General features: G+C 62.9%; 20 protein-coding genes. 10 read left to right on the forward strand and 10 right to left on the reverse strand.

Annotated features, from left to right (window positions below):
- The first annotated feature begins 225 nt into the window (after window positions 1-225).
- The gene (locus NKJ35_RS16740) at window positions 226-1,503 is read left to right on the forward strand and encodes a polyhydroxyalkanoate depolymerase (protein ID WP_352476805.1); all 1,278 of its coding nucleotides are present in this window, start codon (window positions 226-228) and stop codon (window positions 1,501-1,503) included.
- Between the two features lie 212 nt (window positions 1,504-1,715).
- Complete coding sequence (locus NKJ35_RS16745; protein WP_352476804.1) at window positions 1,716-2,333, forward strand: transglutaminase-like cysteine peptidase; 618 nt, start codon at window positions 1,716-1,718, stop codon at window positions 2,331-2,333.
- Window positions 2,334-2,342: 9 nt separating this feature from the next.
- Here NKJ35_RS16745 and NKJ35_RS16750 read toward each other — a convergent pair whose 3' ends face one another.
- Genes NKJ35_RS16750 through NKJ35_RS16765 form a run of 4 tightly spaced genes read right to left on the reverse strand, consistent with a single transcriptional unit; the run spans window position 2,343 to window position 5,135 of the window.
- On the reverse strand, window positions 2,343-2,711 hold the full coding sequence (locus NKJ35_RS16750; RefSeq protein ID WP_023675912.1) for a helix-turn-helix domain-containing protein: 369 nt from the start codon (window positions 2,709-2,711) through the stop codon (window positions 2,343-2,345).
- 53 nt (window positions 2,712-2,764) lie between these two features.
- Window positions 2,765-3,301 carry a Smr/MutS family protein gene (locus tag NKJ35_RS16755; protein WP_352476803.1) on the reverse strand — a complete coding sequence of 179 codons (537 nt, stop codon included), beginning with the start codon at window positions 3,299-3,301 and terminating at the stop codon, window positions 2,765-2,767.
- Window positions 3,298-4,404 (reverse strand): murein transglycosylase A, encoded by a 1,107-nt coding sequence (gene mltA, locus NKJ35_RS16760; RefSeq protein WP_352648572.1) that lies wholly within the window; start codon window positions 4,402-4,404, stop codon window positions 3,298-3,300. Before mltA ends, NKJ35_RS16755 begins: the two co-directional genes overlap by 4 nt.
- Window positions 4,405-4,427: 23 nt before the next feature.
- Window positions 4,428-5,135, reverse strand: a complete 708-nt coding sequence (locus NKJ35_RS16765; RefSeq protein WP_254817956.1) for a Tim44/TimA family putative adaptor protein — start codon at window positions 5,133-5,135, stop codon at window positions 4,428-4,430.
- A 198-nt stretch (window positions 5,136-5,333) separates the two neighbouring features.
- Between NKJ35_RS16765 and NKJ35_RS16770 the strand changes: the two genes are divergently transcribed.
- On the forward strand, window positions 5,334-5,825 hold the full coding sequence (locus NKJ35_RS16770) for an FxsA family protein (protein ID WP_352648574.1): 492 nt from the start codon (window positions 5,334-5,336) through the stop codon (window positions 5,823-5,825).
- Window positions 5,826-5,938: 113 nt separating this feature from the next.
- Window positions 5,939-6,439, forward strand: coding sequence for a protein-export chaperone SecB (secB, locus tag NKJ35_RS16775; protein ID WP_254817954.1), 501 nt, complete (start codon window positions 5,939-5,941; stop codon window positions 6,437-6,439).
- A gap of 285 nt (window positions 6,440-6,724) precedes the next feature.
- Here the strand turns inward: secB and dnaQ are convergent, their stop codons facing one another.
- From dnaQ to NKJ35_RS16800, 5 genes are all read right to left on the reverse strand, one after another.
- The gene (gene dnaQ, locus NKJ35_RS16780; RefSeq protein WP_352648576.1) at window positions 6,725-7,429 is read right to left on the reverse strand and encodes a DNA polymerase III subunit epsilon; all 705 of its coding nucleotides are present in this window, start codon (window positions 7,427-7,429) and stop codon (window positions 6,725-6,727) included.
- Between the two features lie 86 nt (window positions 7,430-7,515).
- The gene (gene coaE, locus NKJ35_RS16785; protein WP_352476798.1) at window positions 7,516-8,118 is read right to left on the reverse strand and encodes a dephospho-CoA kinase; all 603 of its coding nucleotides are present in this window, start codon (window positions 8,116-8,118) and stop codon (window positions 7,516-7,518) included.
- The gene (locus NKJ35_RS16790; RefSeq protein WP_352648578.1) at window positions 8,115-8,957 is read right to left on the reverse strand and encodes a shikimate dehydrogenase; all 843 of its coding nucleotides are present in this window, start codon (window positions 8,955-8,957) and stop codon (window positions 8,115-8,117) included. The genes coaE and NKJ35_RS16790 overlap by 4 nt, the downstream gene beginning before the upstream one ends.
- Entirely contained in the window at window positions 8,950-9,549 is a 600-nt protein-coding gene (locus tag NKJ35_RS16795) for a Maf-like protein (protein ID WP_352648580.1), read from the reverse strand. Before NKJ35_RS16795 ends, NKJ35_RS16790 begins: the two co-directional genes overlap by 8 nt.
- 171 nt (window positions 9,550-9,720) lie before the next feature.
- Entirely contained in the window at window positions 9,721-10,539 is an 819-nt protein-coding gene (locus NKJ35_RS16800) for a pyruvate, water dikinase regulatory protein (RefSeq protein ID WP_254817949.1), read from the reverse strand.
- 401 nt (window positions 10,540-10,940) lie between these two features.
- On the opposite strand from NKJ35_RS16800, the gene hemE reads away from it, so the two are divergent.
- From hemE to rho, 3 genes are all read left to right on the forward strand, one after another.
- Entirely contained in the window at window positions 10,941-11,969 is a 1,029-nt protein-coding gene (hemE, locus tag NKJ35_RS16805; protein WP_352648582.1) for a uroporphyrinogen decarboxylase, read from the forward strand.
- A gap of 2 nt (window positions 11,970-11,971) precedes the next feature.
- Entirely contained in the window at window positions 11,972-12,517 is a 546-nt protein-coding gene (hemJ, locus tag NKJ35_RS16810) for a protoporphyrinogen oxidase HemJ (protein ID WP_502904642.1), read from the forward strand.
- A 166-nt stretch (window positions 12,518-12,683) separates the two neighbouring features.
- The gene (gene rho, locus NKJ35_RS16815) at window positions 12,684-13,949 is read left to right on the forward strand and encodes a transcription termination factor Rho (protein ID WP_023675925.1); all 1,266 of its coding nucleotides are present in this window, start codon (window positions 12,684-12,686) and stop codon (window positions 13,947-13,949) included.
- Between the two features lie 176 nt (window positions 13,950-14,125).
- Here the strand turns inward: rho and NKJ35_RS16820 are convergent, their stop codons facing one another.
- Window positions 14,126-16,141: a thioredoxin domain-containing protein gene (locus NKJ35_RS16820; protein WP_352648584.1), complete on the reverse strand. Its 2,016-nt coding sequence runs from the start codon at window positions 16,139-16,141 to the stop codon at window positions 14,126-14,128.
- 59 nt (window positions 16,142-16,200) lie between these two features.
- On the opposite strand from NKJ35_RS16820, the gene mnmE reads away from it, so the two are divergent.
- From mnmE to rsmG, 3 genes are all read left to right on the forward strand, one after another.
- Window positions 16,201-17,529, forward strand: a complete 1,329-nt coding sequence (mnmE, locus tag NKJ35_RS16825; RefSeq protein ID WP_352648586.1) for a tRNA uridine-5-carboxymethylaminomethyl(34) synthesis GTPase MnmE — start codon at window positions 16,201-16,203, stop codon at window positions 17,527-17,529.
- A 218-nt stretch (window positions 17,530-17,747) separates the two neighbouring features.
- The gene (gene mnmG / locus NKJ35_RS16830; protein ID WP_352648588.1) at window positions 17,748-19,622 is read left to right on the forward strand and encodes a tRNA uridine-5-carboxymethylaminomethyl(34) synthesis enzyme MnmG; all 1,875 of its coding nucleotides are present in this window, start codon (window positions 17,748-17,750) and stop codon (window positions 19,620-19,622) included.
- The gene (gene rsmG / locus NKJ35_RS16835; RefSeq protein WP_352648590.1) at window positions 19,619-20,260 is read left to right on the forward strand and encodes a 16S rRNA (guanine(527)-N(7))-methyltransferase RsmG; all 642 of its coding nucleotides are present in this window, start codon (window positions 19,619-19,621) and stop codon (window positions 20,258-20,260) included. Before mnmG ends, rsmG begins: the two co-directional genes overlap by 4 nt.
- The last annotated feature ends 9 nt before the right edge of the window (window positions 20,261-20,269 follow it).

Below are 20,269 nucleotides of genomic sequence, written 5' to 3' on the forward strand. Positions count from 1 at the left end.
TAGCCGTGCCCTTGCCTGGCCTTCGCAGGTGCACTTCGCATGTGCACATTGAGCCGGCTGTTGCCCTTCCAGGCGGATTCTCAATGCCTTGGACGAAAGAACGAGCATAAATCACGCAGATTGACGTATTGCATCGCAGCAGATTGTTGCTAACTTCCCCGCAAAGCATTCAAGGCTCGGCGCTGCTCGTCGGCCCTTCGATCGCAGTCGGCAGCGGGGTTCTCGATGTTCTACCAGCTCTACGAACTGAACCACGCCGCCTTGCAGCCGGCGCGCCTCTATGCCGATGCGGTGCGCCTGTTCTACTCCAATCCGCTCAATCCGGTCTCACACACGTCCTGGGGCCGCTCGGTTGCGGCAACGGCCGAACTGTTCGAGCGCACGACGCGCCGCTACGGCAAGCCGCAATTCGGCCTGACCAAGACCGTGGTCGACTGGAAAAACGTCGAGGTCAGCGAACGCACCGTCTGGTCGCGGCCGTTCTGCAACCTGGTTCGTTTCGAGCGGGCGGTTCCTGCCGGGCGCCGGCCGGATCCGAAGCTGTTGATCGTCGCGCCGATGTCGGGCCACTACGCGACGCTGCTGCGCGGCACGGTGGAGGCGATGCTGCCCTATGCCGACGTGCATATCACCGACTGGGTCGACGCCCGCATGGTGCCGCTGGCCGACGGCAGCTTCGATCTTGACGACTATATCGACTACATCGTCGACATGCTGCATGCGCTGGGCCCCGACACCCATGTGATGGCGGTGTGCCAGCCTTCGGTGCCGATGCTGGCGGCGGCGGCACTGATGGAAGCCAAGGGTGATCCGTTCGTGCCCTCGACGATGACGCTGATGGGCGGGCCGATCGACACGCGCCGCAATCCGACGGCGGTCAATCTGCTGGCGCAGGAAAAGGGCATCGACTGGTTCCGCGACAACGTCATCATGCGCGCGCCCTGGCCGGTGCCGGGCTTCGGCCGTGAGGTCTATCCCGGCTTCCTGCAGCTTTCGGGTTTCATGAGCATGAACCTCGACCGCCACATCACCGCCCACAAGGACTTCTTCATGCATCTGGTGAAGCATGACGGTGACAATGCCGAGAAGCACCGCGAGTTCTACGACGAATATCTGGCGGTGATGGATCTGACGGCGGAATTCTACCTGCAGACCGTCGACACCGTGTTTGTCCGCCAGGCCTTGCCCAAGGGCACGATGAGGCATCGCGGCGTGGCGGTCGACCCTTCGGCGATCCGCAATGTCGCCCTGTTTACGGTCGAGGGCGAGAACGACGACATCTCCGGCCTCGGCCAGACCAAGGCCGCGCACGATCTGTGCATCAACATCCCGGCCGACCGGCACGCCCATTACATGCAGCCTGCGGTCGGCCATTATGGTGTGTTCAACGGCTCGCGCTTCCGTTCCGAAATCGTGCCGCGCATCGTCGACTTCATCACCAGCTACGGCCGTCAGAACCGTGTTGCGGTGAAGCCCAAGCTGGTCAGGACCGGCAAGAAATAGGCGACCAGTGATGATGCCCGTCAATCCGCATCAGGTCGGTCTATGCCAAAATCATCGGTTGGCGCGGCCGTGCGGCGGGTCGACCTGTTGCACAATAGTCGCGTTGGCGCCACGCGGGTAACCATGCCGCAAAAATCAATCCATCCTCATAATTGACACGGACTGTAAATACCCCTTAACGTTTCGTTAATAACAAGGGACAAGCGGGGACAATGATTTCCTCACCAATGGCGAGAACGCTGCGCCTGTGCGCGCTGGCCGGACTTACTGTGGCGGCAGGTTGGGCCAGTTCGGCCTCGGCGGCCGGCCCGATGATAACGGGTGGCCCGACCTCGCAGCCGATCGGCCATTATGATTTCTGCAAGAGCTACGCCTCCGAATGCTCGATCCGCCCGAAGGATCTGTCGCCCGCCAGCCTGACCGGCTCGCTGTGGCGCAAGCTGCTCAGCGTCACGGCAAAGGTCAACGCCGCCGTCAAGCCGGAGAGCGACTTCGACATCTACGGCAAGGATGAGGTCTGGGCCTATCCCGACAAGGGCGTTGGCGATTGCGAGGACTATGTCCTGGAAAAGCGCCGTGAGCTGAACCGGCTGGGCGTCTCGTTTGCCGATCTGCTGATGACCGTCGTGCGCAAGCCGGATGGCGAAGGCCACGCCGTGCTGACGGTGCGCACCGACAAGGGCGACTACATCCTTGACAATCTGACCGACCAGGTCCGTCCCTGGGACCAGACCGGCTATCGTTTCCTCAAGCGGCAGGCGATCGACAATACCGGCCGCTGGGTCTCCATCCGCGGCGGCCAGCAGGTTCTGGTCGGCTCGGTCCAGTAACAACGCAACTCATTTCGGCCGTGCCAGCGCGGCGCGGATCGACGCAATGATGCGGCGAAGCTCGGCTTCGTCGAGCTTTTCAATGTTGTCGGCCAGGAGATTGGCAAGCTCGGTCGCCGCCGGGCTAAGGCCCGACGTGTCGAGCTTGACGCGCGGATGCGAGGTTTCGGCCAGCCGCGCCAGTTCCTCGGCGTCGTCCCAAATGATGTTGAAATAGCCGATGATCTTCTGGATCAGCGTCCAGCTCGGCGCACCGCGGCGGCCGTGTTCCAGCGCCGAGAGATAGGCTGCGCTGACGCCGATCGCCTTGGCCATGTCCTTCTGGCTGACGCCGCGCTCGTTTCGCAGCACGCGAAGCTTTTCGCCGAACGGGGTCACAAGCGCACCTTCATGGATGCATCCTCATAGGTGCGTCCCTCATCGGCATGCCCTCATGAGCGTGCCCGCCGCAAGCGGACATAGAGCGCACCCGAGCCGCCATGTTTGCGGGCGGCATGGTCGTGGCTGGAGACGAGGGGCCGGAAAGCGGGTGTCGACAGCCATGACGGCACGGCGCGCCGCAAGACGCCATCACCGCCCGACGAAGAGCCCTTGCCGGTGATCACCAGGACGTAGCGGATGCCGCCGGCATGCGCCCGGCACAGGAAGGAAAACAGCAGCGAATAGGCTTGGTCCTGGGTCAGGCCATGCAGGTCGACGCGGCCCTCGATCGGCAGCCGGCCCTTCGACAGCTTGTCCAGCGTCGGTTCGTCGAGTGCGTGGGAGACATGCTGCGCCTTCGGCTTTGTGGCCGCGGCAGGATTGCCCGCGCCCTGTGCCGGCGGCGGCGCCTGCCTGGTCTCGTCGATCTCCGGCCCAACGTGTGGAATTTCGACGGCGGTTCTGCCCTTCAGCGGTTTTGCCGTGCGCGCCACCAGGTTCCACAGCACCCGGTCGTCCTCGCTCAGCCTGTCGATGCGCCGGGTCATCGGCCTGCTCCTGAAACCAGCGGCCGGGGGATCAGCGCATAAAAATCGGCGGCGTTGCGGATAACGCCGGCGATCTCGCCGGCCGCATCGCCCGACCCGGCAAACAGATCACCGCGGGCCGGCCCGGTGATCGCCGAGCCGGTGTCCTGCGCGATCATCAGCCGCCGGAACGGTTTTCCGTCGAAGACGGTCAGCGACGGCGCATCTATATGGAAGGGTGTGCCGAACGTGTGCAGCAGCCGGTCGACGGCGATCGAGCGGCCGGGTGTCAGCGGCACCTTGGCGGCAGCAATCGGGCCGAGCTCCCGGTCGTCGACGCCCGTCTCGCGGAAGAAGATATAGGAGCGGTTGCGCCACAGGGTCTCGTCGACGCGCTCCGGATGCGCCTTGAACCAGGCACGGATCGACTGCATCGTCACTTTCTCCAGCGGGATCTCGCCTTCCTCGCTCAGGATCTTACCCGGTCCGGTAAAGCGCTGGCCGGATTTGGCGGCATAGGTGACGCGGCGAAGCCTGCCATCGGTCATGTTGAGCCGTGCCGCGCCCTGCACGTGAATGAAGAAGGCGTCGACCTTGTCGGCGAGCCAGGCGATTTCCAGCCCTTTTCCGGCAAGCGCGCCGCGTTCGATCTCGCCGCGGTCGAAATATTCGACCGGGCCGTTCGGCGCCGCACGAGCGAAGGCGAGATAAGGATCCAAGCCGGAAGGACGATTGCCGTCGTCGATGTCGACCAGGTCGGCCGGGCGCGCCAGCAACGGCACCGAAAATCGTTCCGTGCGCACCGGCGAGGCTTCGACCTCCGGCTCATAAAAGCCGGTTACCAGGCCCGGACCACCATCTTCGGCATCGATACGGGCCGGAACGAAATGGCGCTCGAAAAAGCTTCGTGCCTGCAACCGATTCGGCAACGAAACGGTACGCGCTTCGGCATAGGCATCGGCAAAGCCATTGTAGTCGACGCCGAGCGCGCCGGAGCGGTAGGGTTTGGTCAGGATATGAAAGGCCGAGCGGCGAAAGGCGTCAAAGGCAGGGAGATGGTCGTCCTCGCCCCAGCCCGGCAATTCGCCAAAGGATTTTTCGCTGAAGGCTCGAGAAAGCGACACGACAGCCTCCGCCGCCGTCCAGCTCAGTCTTCTTCTTCGGTGGCGACGAGCTTCCAGTTCGGATCGCGCGAGCGCGTGTCGCGGGCGAAGGTCCAGACATCCTTGACCTCGGCGACGGTCTCGGGATCGCCGTCGATGACAGCGCCGGCCTTGTCGCGGGTCGCCGAAATCAGCTCGCTGACAATGCGCAGCGTGATGTGCGCCTCGCTGCCCTTCATCTCGGCCGAAACGATGTCGGCCTTGTCGATGCCGACGAAGGAGGACTGGATCTTTTCGGCTTTCGCCTCACGGTCGCCGATGGCCGCGACGAAGCCGTCGTAGACCTCGCGCGACAAAAGGTTCTTCAAGGTTTTGCGGTCGCCATCGGCGTAGGCCATGACGATCATCTCATAAGCCATCTTTGCGCCGTCGACGAAGGTCTTCGGGTCGAACGTCGGATCATTGTCCTTGATCGCCCGCAGGCCCCGGTTGAGATCGGTGTCGGGCTTGGCAAAGGCATCGATCGCCGCATAGGTGTCGGCCGCCGGCTCTCCTGTCAGGCGCTTGCGCGGCAGCGAAACCACGTTCTCGGGTTTCTGGGCGGCATCCTTGTCGTTTTTGCGCGCTGCCGTATATGGATCGAAGGGTGGGCGCTCGTTTCCCGTGCGTCGGCCAAGCACGTTGCGCAGCTGGAAGAAGATCACCACCGCCGCAATCAGAAAGAAAATCGTGCCGAAGTCGAAGAAGCCCATATCTTGCGCCGATCAATCCCTGCTTTGGCCGGACCAGCGGCCAAGCAGGGGCCGCGATCACATAGCGTTCGGTATCCAAAGCATATAGAACGCATGGCGCAATCATTCAAATCAAAGGCAGCCATACCTATCTAACAGCTCTGGTGCCAGCGGCGATTGCTCGCCGGCCGGCAAAACATCGAAACGATCGGTCAAGATTTGCGTATCTCGCTGTTTCCCCTGTTCATTCTCGCGCTTCCGCTGCTGGAGATAGCCGGTTTCGTGATTGTCGGCCGCCAGATCGGCGCGCTGGCGACGGTCGGGCTGGTGCTGGCCTCGAGCGTCGCCGGCGCCTTGCTCCTTCGACACCAGGGTTTTGGCGTCATGGCCAGGGTACGTGCCGAAATGGACGCCGGGCGTGATCCGAGCGGCCAGCTTGCGCATGGCGCCATGATCGTGCTGGCCGCGATCCTTTTGATCATCCCCGGCTTCATCTCGGATATTTTCGGCATTCTGCTGTTCCTGCCGCCAGTGCGCGATCTTGCCTGGCGGATGCTGAAAGGCCGCATCGTGCTGGCCACCGATTTCAGCAGTGGTTTGCGGGCAAGGCAACGCGGCAAGATCATCGATCTCGACGACGGCGACTATTCGCGTGCCGACAACCATACGCGCGGACCGGATTCTCCCTGGCGCCGCCTCAAGGACGAGTAGCCGCAAAGCAACCAGCGTCTTTTGCAAACTTGTCTTGTCGGGCCGGCCATGATAGCGAACGCCCGAATTTCAATCCGGTCAGCAACGCTGCCCAGGCAAAAGGACCACAGCTTATGGCCAGCAACGACGACGCGCCGACCGGCGCAGCCAACGGTAATGGAAATGCGGCGCAGCCTTCGCTCAACGTGCTTGCGCAATATGTGAAGGACCTGTCCTTCGAAAGCCCCGGTGCACCGAACTCGTTGCGCGGTCGCGACAAGGCTCCCGGCATCGCCATCAACGTCAACGTCAACGCCAACCCGCTTTCGGACAAGCAGTTCGACGTCAATTTGACGCTGAACGCAAAAGCGTCGTTCGACCAGGAAGTGCTGTTCAATGTCGAACTGGTCTATGGCGGCGTCTTCGCCATCAGCGGCTTCCCGCAGGAGCACATGCTGCCGATCCTGTTCATCGAATGCCCGCGGCTGCTGTTCCCGTTCGCGCGGCAGATCATTGCCGAGGCAACACGCAACGGCGGCTTCCCCCCGCTGATGCTGGACCCGATCGATTTCGCGCAGATGTTCCAGCAGAAGCTGGCAGAGGACCAGGCTGCCGCCAAGGTCAAGGTGAGCTGAGCGCGGCTGTCTCGCCAGCGTTTGACAAACCCGGCCTTGCGCCGGGTTTTTTGTTTGAGACGTCGGCGGGACAGCGCCCCCCTCTGTCCTGCCGGACATCTCCCCCGCAAGGGGGGAGATCGGCTATCATCCCGGCTTTCGCCAATCTCCACGCTGCAGGCCGCAGGAGTGAGCGGAGCGCTGAAGCTGCCAATCTCCCCCCTTGCGGGGGAGATGTCCGGCAGGACAGAGGGGGGTGTGACGGATCGCTACAGAACGGCTTTCTGCATTTACTACGCAGACGTCTTAGCTCGCCTCAACCCGCAGCCAGAGCGCCTTCTCGCCCAATGTGCCAACCATGCCCGCGTGCGCGGTGCGCTCGGCGTCGGTCAGGCGCGACGGCAAGGCAATCGGCCTGACGCCGATCGAAATATCGATGTCTTCGACATTCTGCCTGCCGCCCGTCGGAGTCAGGATGCTGTCGAGGATAAGGCTTGCCTGCTTGCCACCGATGAGCTCGATATAGACCTCGGCCAGCAATTCCGAATCGAGCAGCGCGCCGTGCTTGGTGCGGCGGCCGTTGTCGATGCCATAGCGGCGGCAGAGCGCGTCGAGCGAATTGGGGCCCATCGGATGCTTGCGGCGCGCCAGCGCCAGCGTGTCGACGATCCGTCCCGGATCGATGGCCGGATGGCCAAGCCGGCCGAATTCGAGATTGAGGAAGCCGATGTCGAAGCCGGCATTGTGCGCGACCAGTTTGGCGCCGTCGATGAAGGTCAGAAACTCCTCGGCGATCTCCATGAAAGTCGGCTTGCCGACGAGATCGGCGGCGCTGATGCCGTGCACGGCCTGCGCCTCGTGATGGATCTGGCGGCCTTGCGGGTTGATATATTTGTGGAAGGTTCGGCCGGTCGGGAAACGGTTGATCAACTCGACGCCGCCAAGCTCGATGACGCGGTCCTCGCGCGTGTCGAGGCCGGTGGTTTCCGTATCGAAGATGATCTCACGCATCGAATCAGTCCACTGGTGCCGGCATCATTCTAGCCGAATCACACCAGGAACAAAATGGCAACAACTAATGTGGGTCTGCAAGCCTCTTAACCAGGCCTGGCTGCCTTATCCACGACTAGTTCGGCGATGATGGCCTTGACGGCCGCGCGAGCGGCGTCAAAGCCCTGACCAGTGTCGATGACAAAGTCGGCGCGCCGGCGCTTTTCGGCGTCGGGAACCTGCCTGGCCAGGATCGACGCCAGTTTCTCCTCGTTCATGCCCGGCCGCGCCAGCACGCGGGCGCGCTGAACTTCAGGCGGCGCGGTGACGACCACGACCTTGTCGACGCGGTTCCCGCCGCCGGTCTCGAACAGCAGCGGTATATCGAGCACGGCAAGCGGCGCGCCGGCGGCACGATTTTCAGCCAGGAACGCATCGGCATCGGCGCGGACCAGCGGATGGATGATCGCTTCCAGCCGTTTCAGCGCGGGGGCGTCGCCGAGCACCCGCGCCGCCAGTGCCGCGCGGTCGACCGCACCGGATCTGGTGGTGCCGGGAAAGGCCGCCTCGACCAAGGGCGCGGCCTTGCCAGCATAAAGGCGATGCACAGCCTCGTCGGAATCATGGACCGGCACGCCGGCTTCGGCAAACATCTTGGCCGTGGTCGATTTGCCCATGCCGATCGATCCGGTGAGGCCGAGCACGATCATTTTATCGCGCCGATATCGGCAATAACTATTTGCCGCAGTTCGGCGGTGACTTCTGGCCTGATGCCGAACCAGCGCTCGAAGCCGGGCACCGCCTGGTGCAGCAGCATGCCGAGCCCATCGACGGTTCTCAGGCCGCGCGCTTTGGCGGTGGCAAGCAGCGGCGTCTCCAGCGGCACGTAGACGATGTCGGTGACGATGGCGCGGTCCGGCAGTCTGCCCGGATCCGCGGACAGGCCTTCATTGCCATGCATGCCGAGCGCAGTCGTGTTGACCAGCAGGCCGGCATCTTCGAGGAATTCGCCGGTCGCCGCCATGCCATGGGCGGAGACGCCGGCACCGAAGCGGTCGCGCAGCTCCTGCGCCCTCGCAAGCGTCCGGTTGACGATGCGGACGTCGTTGATGCCGCGCTGCTTCAGCGCATGGATGACCGCGCGCGCGGCGCCGCCGGCACCGAGCACCACGGCGGGGCCGTTGGCCGCCCAGCCCGGTGCATATTCGTCCAGATTGGCGGCAAAGCCATGGGCATCGGTGTTGCCGCCCCACAATTCGCCATTCTCGAACCACAGCGTATTGACCGCACCGATCTGTTCGGCGTCGGCGTCACGCCGCTCGGCCAAAGCGAAGGCGGCTTCCTTGTGCGGGATGGTGACGTTGCCGCCGCGATAGCCTTGTGCCTGCAGCGTCTGCAGGAATTCGGCAAAGGCCTCCGGTGCAACGTCAATGGCCTCGTAGACACCGTCGATGCCGTATTTCGCCAGCCAATGGCCGTGGATCTTCGGAGACCTGGAATGGGCGATCGGGTGGCCGGTGACGAAGGCTTTTTTCGAGGCCTCAGCCATCGATCGCTCCGAACTCACGCAGCTTGGCCAGCACCGGCAAGAGTGGCAGGCCGACAATGGTAAAATAGTCGCCTTCGATTTTTTCGAATAGCTGGATGCCTTCGCCTTCGATCTGGTAGGCGCCGACGCTGGACAACGCCTTGGCGCCGACGCGCGCCAGATGGCGGCCGATGAAGGCCGGATCGAGCTTGCGCATGGTCAGACTGGCGATGCCGACATGCCGCCACAGAACCTGGCCGTCACGGGCGAGCACGACGGCGCTGTTGAGATGATGCGTCTTGCCCGACAGCGCCAGCAGATGACGGCGCGCCCCTTCCATGTCGGCCGGCTTGTGGAACAACTCGTCGCCGAGCGACAGCGTCTGGTCGCAGCCGAGCACCAGGGCGCCGGGCTTGCGCTCGCTGACTTCGGTGGCCTTGGCTTCGGCGAGCACCAGGGCGACGTCCTCCGGCGACACGCCACTATTCTGCAGCGGCGCCTCCAGCGCGCGCTCATCGACAGAAGCCGGAACCGCTTCGACAGTGACGCCGGCATTGACGAGCAGCGCCTTGCGGAACGGGCTGCCCGAGGCAAGGATGATTTTTTCGGCCATTTTTTTCGCCCGTTTCCTGGCGCTCACTAGGGTGTGTCGAGATTCAGGTCAGGCCGAGTCGAGAATGGTGGGTTCCGAGAACCGGAACGGAGCGGACATTTGGGTCCGTGAGTACCGGAAGCGCAGGAAACCGCCGTTCGCAGGCCGGCATCACCTGAATATCGACATGCCCTACCGCGTCTTGCCGCGCAGGGCAACGATGGCCGCCGCTGTCTCCTCGATCGAACGGCGGCTGACGTCGATCATCGGCCAGCCATGCCGCGTGCATATCTGGCGGGCATAGGCAAGCTCTTCGGCGATCGCGGCACGGTCGACATAGTCGGTCGGTTCGTAGGCGCTGGTGCCGAGAATGCGGTTCTGCCGCACCTGCGAGATCCGTTCGGCAGTGGCGACCAGGCCGACGATCAGCGGCCGCGTGGCATTGACCAGGCTTTCGGGCACCGGCACGCCGAGCACGATCGGGATGTTGGCGGTCTTGATGCCGCGATTGGCGAGATAGATGCTGGTCGGCGTCTTCGAGGTGCGGGAGATGCCGACGAGCACGATGTCGGCATCATCCATATTGGCCGGCAGCTGGCCATCGTCATGCTCCATGGTGAAGTTGAGCGCGTCGATGCGGCGGAAATATTCGGCGTCCAGCACATGCTGGGCACCGACGCGTCGGCCGGCAGGCGTGCCGAGATAGGACTGGAACACCGTCAGCACCGGTTCCAGCACCGAGACGCAAGGCAGGCCCATGGCCGCGCAGCGTTCGTCGATGCCGCGGGCAAGCTTCTGGTCGACCACCGTGTAGAGGATGATGCCTGGCTCCTCTTCGATGTCCTCGAACACCTTCGTCACCTGCTTTTCGGTGCGAATGAGCGGATAGATATGTTCGATGGCGCGCGCATCCTTGTATTGCGCGGAAGCCGCGCGGCCGGCAGCCAGCAGCGTTTCGCCGGTCGCGTCGGAAATCAGGTGAAGATGAAAGAAGCTTTGCGGTTTGTTCACAGGATACATTCCGGGCTGTGGGCCGATGTGGATAAGCCGGGCGGAAAACTCGGCCACCGCAAAGCGACTGTATCAGATGCCGGTTTGTCCACAATTCGATGTGCTGTCGGCTTCTCCGGGCGGTTGGGGACAAGTCCGGGGACGGAGCTTTTTGCCTTCGCTTCATCCACAGGGGCAATTTCCCTGGCGTGGCGGCAACGCATTGACTCCAGTCGTAAATTCGCGGTTTTCCACAAAGTCCTGCAATCCCGCTGGAGAAGCGCGCGACAATATGCTGGCTGGTCTTTTCCAGGGCAAAGCGGGACAGGGGACAACCACCACAACCAACAGACTCTTAGAATCATAAGATTCCTAAACATAGAATATTTAATTATAGGGAAGCCTGGAAAGGCTAGCGCTCAATGCCTCAAGACCGGATCGTGCTGGACGTGTTGAGAGGCAAGACGGCGTTTCCGCCACCGGTCTGGATGATGCGCCAGGCCGGCCGCTATCTGCCGGAATACCGGGAGACGAGGAGGCGGGCCGGATCCTTCCTCGATCTTTGTTACGACCCGGATCTCGCCGTCGAAGTGACGCTGCAGCCGATCGAACGCTTCGGCTTCGACGCATCGATCCTGTTTTCCGACATCCTTGTCGTTCCGCATGCGCTAGGCCGCGAGGTGCGCTTCGAGGAAGGACGCGGCCCGCTGCTGACGCCGATCACGGCTGTGGAGATCGAGGCTCTCGACGGCGAAACGTTTCACGTGAATCTCGAGCCGGTCTACGAGACGGTGCGGCGATTGCGCGCCAGACTGCCCGATGAAACGACGCTGATCGGCTTCTGCGGTGCGCCCTGGACAGTGGCGACCTACATGATTGCCGGCCACGGTACGCCCGATCAGGCGCCGGCCAGGCTGTTCGCCTATCGCGAGCCGGCGGCCTTTCTTCGGCTGCTGAAGGTGCTCGCCGATCATTCGGCTGCCTATCTGATCCGCCAGATCGAAGCCGGCGCCGATGTGGTGCAGATCTTCGATTCGTGGTCAGGCGTGCTCGACGAAGCGTCTTTCGAATTGTTCTGCGTCGAGCCGGTGGCCGAGATCGTCCGGCAAGTGAAGGCTGTCCATCCCAATGTTCCGATCATCGGCTTTCCCAAGGGCGCGGGAGATCACTATCGAAGCTATCGCCAGAAGACCGGCGTGACCGGGCTGGGCCTCGACTGGACTGTGCCCTTGTCGACGGCGAAGGAATTGCAGCGCGACGGCGCCGTGCAGGGCAATCTCGATCCGCTGAGGCTTGTAGCCGGCGGCAAGGCGCTTGCCGACGGCGTAGCGGCGATCCTGAAGGCGCTGGGCGACAGACCACTGATCTTCAACCTCGGCCACGGCATCACGCCGGAGACGCCGCTGGCGCATGTCGAGCAGATGGTGAAACTGGTGCGGAGCGCCTCGTGACGATGATGGGCGCAGACAATGCGAACGGCACTAACACCGGTAAGGGCGCTATGCGCCGCGCGGCAATCGCGATCGCCATCTTTCTCGTGCTGGCCGGGTTGCTGTTTCTCTTAGGGCCCGATGATTTCTATCCGTGGGCGAAGGCGATCCATGTGATTGCCGTCATCTCCTGGATGGCGGGTATGCTCTATCTGCCGCGCTTGCTGGTCTATCATGCCGATGCCGAAAAAGGCTCCGTCCAGTCGGAGACTTTCAAGGTGATGGAGCGCCGCCTGCTGCGCGGCATCATCAATCCGGCAATGGTGATTACCTGGGCATTCGGCCTGTGGCTCGCCTGGAAGGGCTTTGGTTTTCAGGGCGGCTGGCTGCATGCCAAGATCGCTGCGGTGGTTGGTCTGTCGGCCGTGCATGGCTATCTCGCCGGCGCCGTCCGCAAATTTGCCGAAGACCGCAATGAAAAATCGGCAAGGCACTGGCGGATCGTCAATGAGATCCCTACATTGCTGATGATCGTCATCGTCGTCCTGGTTATCGTAAAACCGTTCTGACGTCCTCGGTTGCCCGCAAAAGGCGGCTTGCTCTTTCAACCGACCGACGATAAAAGACGGGTCTTCCTTCCCGTCATGCGCCGCCCATTTATCGCTTCGGCCGCGCCCGGCATTTGTCGCATCCCGCCGATATTTTTCCCAAAGCTTACTCAGAGTCCGTCTAATGATGCAAGAAATGAAGCTCACAGAGTTCAAGAACAAGAAACCACCAGAGCTGATCGCTTATGCGGAATCGCTCGAGGTCGAGAACGCCAGCGTCATGCGCAAGCAGGAGCTGATGTTCGCGATCCTGAAGAGACTGGCGACCCAGGATATCGAGATCATCGGCGACGGCGTCGTCGAAGTGCTGCAGGACGGTTTTGGCTTCCTGCGCTCCGCCAATGCCAACTATTTGCCAGGCCCCGACGATATCTACATTTCACCATCGCAGATCCGGCGGTTCTCACTGAAGACCGGCGATACGGTCGAAGGGCCGATCCGCAGCCCGAAAGAGGGCGAGCGCTATTTTGCGCTGCTCAAGGTCAACACGATCAATTTCGACGACCCTGAAAAAATCCGCCACAAGATCCATTTTGACAATCTGACGCCGCTTTATCCGACCTCGCGGCTGAAGATGGAGATGGAGGTTCCGACCTCCAAGGATATTTCGGCGCGCGTCATCGACCTGGTGGCGCCGCTCGGCAAGGGCCAGCGCGCCCTGATCGTGGCGCAGCCGCGCACCGGCAAGACGGTGCTGTTGCAGAACATCGCCCATTCGATCACTACCAACCACCCGGAATGCTACCTGATCGTGCTTCTGATCGACGAGCGGCCGGAGGAAGTCACCGACATGCAGCGCTCGGTGAAGGGCGAGGTCGTCTCCTCGACCTTCGACGAGCCGGCGGTTCGCCACGTCCAGGTTGCCGAAATGGTCATCGAGAAGGCCAAACGCCTCGTCGAGCACGGCCGCGACGTCGTCATCCTGCTGGATTCGATCACCCGCCTCGGCCGCGCCTACAACACCGTCGTGCCGTCATCCGGCAAGGTGCTGACCGGCGGTGTCGACGCCAACGCGCTGCAGCGCCCGAAGCGCTTCTTCGGTGCTGCCCGCAATATCGAGGAAGGCGGTTCGCTGACCATCATCGCCACCGCGCTGATCGACACCGGCAGCCGCATGGACGAAGTCATCTTCGAAGAGTTCAAGGGCACCGGCAATTCGGAGATCGTGCTCGACCGCAAGGTGGCGGACAAGCGCATCTACCCGGCCATGGACATCCTCAAGTCCGGCACCCGCAAGGAGGACCTTCTGGTTCCGCGCCAGGACCTGCAGAAGATCTTCGTGCTGCGCCGCATCCTGGCGCCGATGGGAACAACCGACGCTATCGAGTTCCTGATCGACAAGCTCAAGCAGACCAAGACCAATGCGGATTTCTTCGATTCGATGAATACGTAGGGTTGCGGGCCTTCCCTTCTTCCTTGTGGGAGCAGCAGGTGGCGAGCGACGCTCGGTCGGATGACGGGTGCTCCAGCTTGGCAGCGACGGCACTCCGTCCAACCCCTCATCCGTCTCGGCGCTGCGCGCCAATCCACCTTCTCCCGCAAGGGAGAAGGGACGGAGCGCCAGGTCCATCACCGCCGCAGCATCCGTTCCAGCTCCTCAGCTTCCGTTATCACTGGCAGGCAGACCTGCCCGGTGCAGAGCCAGGCGCCGGGCTTTTCGGTTGGTGGCAGGACGCCGCCTGGCAGCGTCGGCAGGTTTGTCGCCGAGCCGACAGGCACGACGATGTCCACCCGGCGCGGGTCCGGATTTCGATTCGCAACCGGAACAAGCCTTGGATTCTCAGATCTCTCCACGATCACCAACTTCAACGGCTCGAACGCCAAGGTACAGGCATTGACTGTACCCGCCTGGCCATAGCCCTGGTGCTCAGCCCGCCCGGCTGCATGCTCGGCGACCGTCCAGGCTTTTTCCCAGAGATCGAGATCGCCCAAAAGCGACGACAATCGGACCAGGGCTTCTATGATCTGGCCGGTAGCGGAAGGAATGGCTTCGTCGACATCGCCGCGGATGCGGATCGGCACATCCGCGCTGTCCGATGCGGTCAGATAGTAGCCGGTCTTGTCGCTGTCCCGGTGCCAGAGATCGACTTGCTCAATGAAGTTCCCGGCGCGATCGATATAGTCGGGATTGCCGGTCGCCTCGAACAGTGAGATGGCGGCATTGGCCATGGCCGCATAGTCGCTCGACAGCGCGGGAAACAATTTCTTCTCCTCGAGCATGGAATGCGGCAGGCGGGCGTCGCGGGCGGCGCCCGCAATGGCGGCAAAGGCCGCTTCCGCCGCTTCGATCCAGTCGGATCGGCCAAGCGATCGTCCGGCCTCAGCAAGGGTTTCGATCGTCAAGCCGTTCCAGTCGGTCAGGGCCTTGCCGTCACGCCCGGGCCGAACGCGCTGTTCCCTCGCTGCCAGCAGCCTTTGCTTGAGCGGAACCAGGAGGTCACGATCGACGACGCTTTGTATTTGCTGGGCTTCGGTTTGGTGGATGATCGGCTTGCCTTCCCAGCCATGCGGATCGGCAAGTGTGAAGTATTTGAAAAACAAAGCTGATTCGTAGCCAAGGGCGTTCTCGATTTCATCCCTGCTCCAGGTGTAGAACAACCCCTCCTCGCCCTCGCTATCGGCATCGAGGCTGGCGGCAAAGGCACCGCCCTCGACCCGCATTTCGCGCAACAGCCAGGCAATCGTCTCTTCGATTCGCAGCCGGAATAATTCCTTGCCGGTTGACGCATAGGCCCAGTTGCACAAGCGGATGAGCTGGGCATTGTCGTAGAGCATCTTTTCGAAATGCGGCACCAGCCATTCGGCGTCGGTCGAGTAGCGGCTGAGGCCGCCGCCAATATGGTCGTAGATGCCGCCGGCCAGCATCTTTTCGAGGCTGAGGAGAACGGCGTCGCGGTGGGATGCGGTGCCGTCGCGCAGCCAGGACAACCAGAGGCTCTGCATGAACGGCGCGTTGGGGAATTTCGGCGCGCCGCGCAGGCCGCCCAGCTCGCGGTCGATCATGCCGTCAATGCCGTTGGCGAACTTTGCCAGCATGCCGCGGTCGAGCACGGCCTTGGCATGGCTGCCCGCCAGCCGCGTCTCGACATGCGTGCTCAAGCCGTCGGCACTTTGGTTAACGCTTTCTTTCTTCTCCCGCCAAGCCTTGTCAACCGCCTCCAGCACCTGGACGAAGCCCGGCTGGCCGTAGCGGGCCTCGCGCGGAAAGTAAGTGCCGCCCCAGAACGGCTTGCCGTCCGGGGTCAGGAACATGGTCAGCGGCCAGCCGCCTTGCTCGCCCATCGAGGACAATGCCGCCATATAGATCTGGTCGATGTCGGGGCGCTCCTCGCGGTCGACCTTGATATTGACGAAGAGACGGTTCATGACGGCGGCGACGTCGTCGTTCTCGAAGCTCTCATGCGCCATGACGTGGCACCAATGGCACGCAGCGTAGCCGACAGAGAGCAGGATCGGACGCTCGAGCGCCTTTGCTTCGGCCAGAGCGGCGGGCGACCACGGCCGCCAGTGCACCGGATTGCCGCTGTGCTGCTGCAGATAGGGGCTGGCCTCTTCGGCAAGCAGGTTTTGTGCAGGCAAGGTCACGGCGCTACTCGATGGCGGATTGAACAGGCATAGCTAGGGCGCTTCGGCAGAGCGGGCAAATGATTTTGAAAGACTCCATCGTAGCGCTGTCGAGCGGGCGCCTCCCGGCCGGCATTGCGGTGATCCGGCTTTCCGGCCCGCAGAGTCGATTCGTTGTCGAAACGATTTCCGGATCGACCGTGCCGAACCGCGTGGCCAGCTGTCGCAAGCTCCGGGCGCGCGACGGATCGGTGCTGGACAGCGGCCTGGTCGTCTTCTTTGCGGGGCCCGACAGTTTCACCGGCGAGGACGTCGCCGAGTTCCACGTGCATGGCGGACGCGCCGTCGTGGCGAGGATGCTGGAAACGATCGCCGGCTTCGATGGCGTCAGGCATGCCGAGCCTGGCGAATTCACCCGCCGCGCCTTTCTCAACGGCAAGCTCGATCTGGTCGAGACCGAGGCGCTGGCCGATCTCATCAACGCCGAGACCGAAGCGCAGCGGCGCTTTGCCGTTCACAACGCTCAGGGCGTGCAGAGCGAACTCTATCTGGGCTGGCGCCGACGGCTGATCCACGCTCGGGCGATGATCGAGGCCGAGATCGATTTTGCCGACGAGGACGACGTGCCGGGTTCGGTCGCCGATACGGTCTGGTCCGATGTTCAGGCCATGATCGACGAAATCGAGCGCCATGTCGCCGGCTTTCGTGCCGCCGAAATCATCCGCGACGGATTCGAAGTCGTGATCCTTGGCGCGCCGAATGCCGGCAAGTCCAGCCTGTTCAACGCTTTGGCGCGGCGCGAAGCGGCCATCGTCACCGACGAGCCCGGCACGACCCGCGACCTGCTAGAAGTGGTGCTGGACCTGGAAGGGGTGCGGGTCAGGGTAACCGACACCGCCGGTCTGCGCGAGGCGCCCGGCAAGATCGAGGCGATTGGCATAGAGAAGGCCAGGACCAAGGCGCACAGCGCTGATCTGCTGCTGCTGCTGGAGGATCTGGCGGAGCCAGTCGCGATCGGTATGCGGCCGGGCGACATGCCGGCGCTGAGGGTCGGAACAAAAATTGACCTGTTGGGGGGCAAGTCACCCTCGCCCACGGCGCACTATGATTTCGCCATCTCGACGCGGGACGGCACGGGTCTGGCCGAATTGCTGGACGAGATCGGGCGTCGTGCCGCAGCGCAGATCGGCAAGGCCGGCGATATCCTACCGTCGCGGCTGCGGCACGTCGAGTTGCTCAACGAGACGAAACGCTTCCTGGTCGCAGCAGTGGCCAGTGGTCATCGCGGGCAGGAGCTACGGGCCGAGGAACTGCGCCTGGCAGCGGATCGGCTTGGACGAATCGTCGGGGCGGTCGATGTCGAGGATATGCTGGACGTTATCTTTTCGCAGTTCTGTATCGGCAAATGACTCACGTGAAACATTGCAAGCAACGGTGGCGGAAGGCGAGCGACGGCGCTCCTTCGCCGTCCCGCCGATGTTCTGCGCCACCGAAGGGACCAATGCCGTGACTCACGTGAAACACCAGGCGCCGATACCGCTACATTGTTTCACGTGAAACGAGCAGTGTTCTTGACAGCATGTGGCTGTGGGCACATGTGTCGGCAGATTTGAATCGGAATATACAAATGACCAATCGCTACGATGTGGTTGTGGTGGGCGGCGGCCATGCTGGGTGCGAGGCTGCAAGCGCCGCCGCGCGGGCTGGCGCCAGAACGGCGCTGGTGACGCTGCGCTTCGACACGATCGGCGTGATGTCCTGCAATCCGGCGATTGGCGGCCTCGGCAAGGGCCATCTGGTTCGCGAGATTGATGCCATGGACGGGTTGATGGGGCGCGTCGCCGATGCGGCCGGCATCCAGTTCCGGCTGCTCAACCGCCGCAAAGGGCCGGCGGTGCGTGGTCCGCGGACGCAAGCCGACAGAAAGCTCTATCGTCTTGCCATGCAGGCGGCAATCCGCCAGCAGGCCCGGCTCGAGGTCATCGAAGGCGAGGTTCTCGATTTTGAAATCGACGACAGACGCATCGCGGCGGTGCTGCTGGCGGATGGACGCCGGCTCGCCTGCGGCGCCGTGGTGCTGACGACCGGCACTTTCTTGCGCGGGCTGATCCATATCGGCGAGAAGAAGATCGTCGCCGGCCGCATGAACGAGCAGGCGAGCGTCGGCCTGTCGGCGACGATGAGCCGCGCCGGCTTTAACCTCGGGCGGCTGAAGACCGGCACGCCGCCGCGGCTGGACGGCAGGACGATCGATTGGGCGTCGCTGGAGAGCCAGGCGGCGGACGAAGACCCCGTGCCGTTCTCGCTGCTCACCGCGCGCATCGAAAACCCGCAGATCCACTGCGGCATCACCCGAACGACCCACGCCACGCATGAGCTGATTCGCACCAATCTCGGCCGCTCGGCGATGTATTCGGGGTCGATCGAAGGCATCGGGCCGCGCTACTGCCCGTCGATCGAAGACAAGATCGTCAAATTCGGCGATCGCGAGGGCCACCAGATCTTTCTGGAGCCGGAAGGGCTGGACGACGACACGGTCTACCCGAACGGCATTTCGACCTCGCTGCCGGAAGATGTGCAACTGGATATTCTAAAGACCATTCCAGGGCTGGAGCGGGCAACCATGCTGCAGCCGGGCTATGCCATCGAATATGACCATGTCGACCCGCGCGAGCTCAAGCCAACGCTGGAGACGAAGCGGATCGGCGGGCTTTTCCTCGCCGGCCAGATCAACGGCACTACCGGCTACGAGGAGGCCGGCGCGCAAGGACTGCTCGCCGGCCTCAACGCGGCGCGGAAGGCCTCGGCGAGCGATGAAATCGTGCTCAGCCGCACCGAAGCCTATATCGGGGTGATGGTCGACGATTTGACCAGCCGCGGCATCGCCGAACCCTACCGCATGTTCACCTCGCGCGCCGAGTTCCGGCTATCGCTGCGAGCCGACAACGCTGATGAGCGGCTGACGCCGCTGGCGATGAGACTGGGGATCGCCTCGCCGGAGCGGATGCAGCGGTTCAACAATGTCGTGCAAGACCTTGAGAAGGCGCGACAGCTCGCCCTCGGCATCACCATGACTCCAAATGAGGCGGCGCGCCTTGGGCTCGAAATCAACCGGGACGGCGTCCGTCGCTCGGCCTATGAGTTGCTGGCCTATCCCGGCGTCGACATCGCCTGGCTGGCGCGGATCGAACCGGCTTTCGCGGCGATCGACAGCAAAACGGCCGAACGTCTTGAAACGGAAGCTAAATATTCTGTCTATCTCGACCGCCAGCAGGCAGACGTCTCGCAGATCAGGCATGAGGAGAGCCGGCTGATTCCCGAATCGCTCGACTTTGCCTCTGTTCCCGGCCTGTCCAATGAGTTGAAGCAGCAGATGTTGGCACGCCAGCCGCGCTCGATTGCCGATGCGCAGCGTATGGAGGGCATGACGCCGGCGGCGCTGGCAATCATCGTCGCCCATGTGCGCAATGCCGAGGCGGCTGCGCGAAAGCAGGTCGCGTGAGCGCTGCGTCCTGGGCAAACCTGCAGGCGGCAGCGGGCCCAGTTTCACGTGAAACATTCGATCGCCTGGTCGCGTTCGAGGCCGTCTTCCAGAAATGGAATCGTCGGATCAATCTGGCCGCGCAATCGACGCAGGACGATATCTGGCGCCGCCACATCCTCGACAGCGCGCAGCTGGCGCGAATCAAACCAGAGGCGAAGCGCTGGGTCGATCTCGGCTCCGGCGGCGGGTTTCCCGGCCTAGTGCTGGCATTTTTGCTTGCCGAGCGGGAAGGCGCCAGCATCGATCTTGTTGAAAGCAACCGGAAAAAAGCATCGTTCCTGCAAACGGTGGTCGGACAGTTCAATCTGCCCGCCAAGGTCATCGCGCGCCGCATCGACGATAGCTATCCTCTTGTTCCTGCACCGCAAATCGTCACAGCCAGGGCACTCACATCGCTGCCCGACTTGCTGGACCTGGCCGCGCCGTGGCTGACCAAGGGGTCGCATGGCCTGTTTCACAAAGGCCGGGATTACCGCGCCGAAGTGGCAGAAAGCACTCAACGATGGTCTTTCGATCTGGTAGAACATGCCAGTGCAACCGACGCGCAGGGCGTCATTCTCGAAGTATCCGACTTGCGACCGCACCCTGGCTTGTGACCGGCGACC

This window comes from Mesorhizobium sp. M0136 (genome assembly GCF_040322515.1).
Classification (GTDB): domain Bacteria; phylum Pseudomonadota; class Alphaproteobacteria; order Rhizobiales; family Rhizobiaceae; genus Mesorhizobium.

Excerpts from the sequence above, each read along its gene's own strand:
- NKJ35_RS16740 (WP_352476805.1), top strand. The coding sequence starts at position 226 with ATGTTCTACCAGCTCTACGAACTGAACCACGCCGCCTTGCAGCCGGCG.
- NKJ35_RS16745 (WP_352476804.1), top strand. The coding sequence starts at position 1,716 with ATGATTTCCTCACCAATGGCGAGAACGCTGCGCCTGTGCGCGCTGGCC.
- NKJ35_RS16755 (WP_352476803.1), bottom strand. The coding sequence starts at position 3,301 with ATGACCCGGCGCATCGACAGGCTGAGCGAGGACGACCGGGTGCTGTGG.
- NKJ35_RS16765 (WP_254817956.1), bottom strand. The coding sequence starts at position 5,135 with ATGGGCTTCTTCGACTTCGGCACGATTTTCTTTCTGATTGCGGCGGTG.
- secB (WP_254817954.1), top strand. The coding sequence starts at position 5,939 with ATGGCCAGCAACGACGACGCGCCGACCGGCGCAGCCAACGGTAATGGA.
- dnaQ (WP_352648576.1), bottom strand. The coding sequence starts at position 7,429 with ATGCGTGAGATCATCTTCGATACGGAAACCACCGGCCTCGACACGCGC.
- coaE (WP_352476798.1), bottom strand. The coding sequence starts at position 8,118 with ATGATCGTGCTCGGCCTCACCGGATCGATCGGCATGGGCAAATCGACC.
- NKJ35_RS16790 (WP_352648578.1), bottom strand. The coding sequence starts at position 8,957 with ATGGCTGAGGCCTCGAAAAAAGCCTTCGTCACCGGCCACCCGATCGCC.
- NKJ35_RS16795 (WP_352648580.1), bottom strand. The coding sequence starts at position 9,549 with ATGGCCGAAAAAATCATCCTTGCCTCGGGCAGCCCGTTCCGCAAGGCG.
- hemE (WP_352648582.1), top strand. The coding sequence starts at position 10,941 with ATGCCTCAAGACCGGATCGTGCTGGACGTGTTGAGAGGCAAGACGGCG.
- hemJ (WP_502904642.1), top strand. The coding sequence starts at position 11,972 with ATGATGGGCGCAGACAATGCGAACGGCACTAACACCGGTAAGGGCGCT.
- rho (WP_023675925.1), top strand. The coding sequence starts at position 12,684 with ATGCAAGAAATGAAGCTCACAGAGTTCAAGAACAAGAAACCACCAGAG.
- mnmE (WP_352648586.1), top strand. The coding sequence starts at position 16,201 with ATGATTTTGAAAGACTCCATCGTAGCGCTGTCGAGCGGGCGCCTCCCG.
- mnmG (WP_352648588.1), top strand. The coding sequence starts at position 17,748 with ATGACCAATCGCTACGATGTGGTTGTGGTGGGCGGCGGCCATGCTGGG.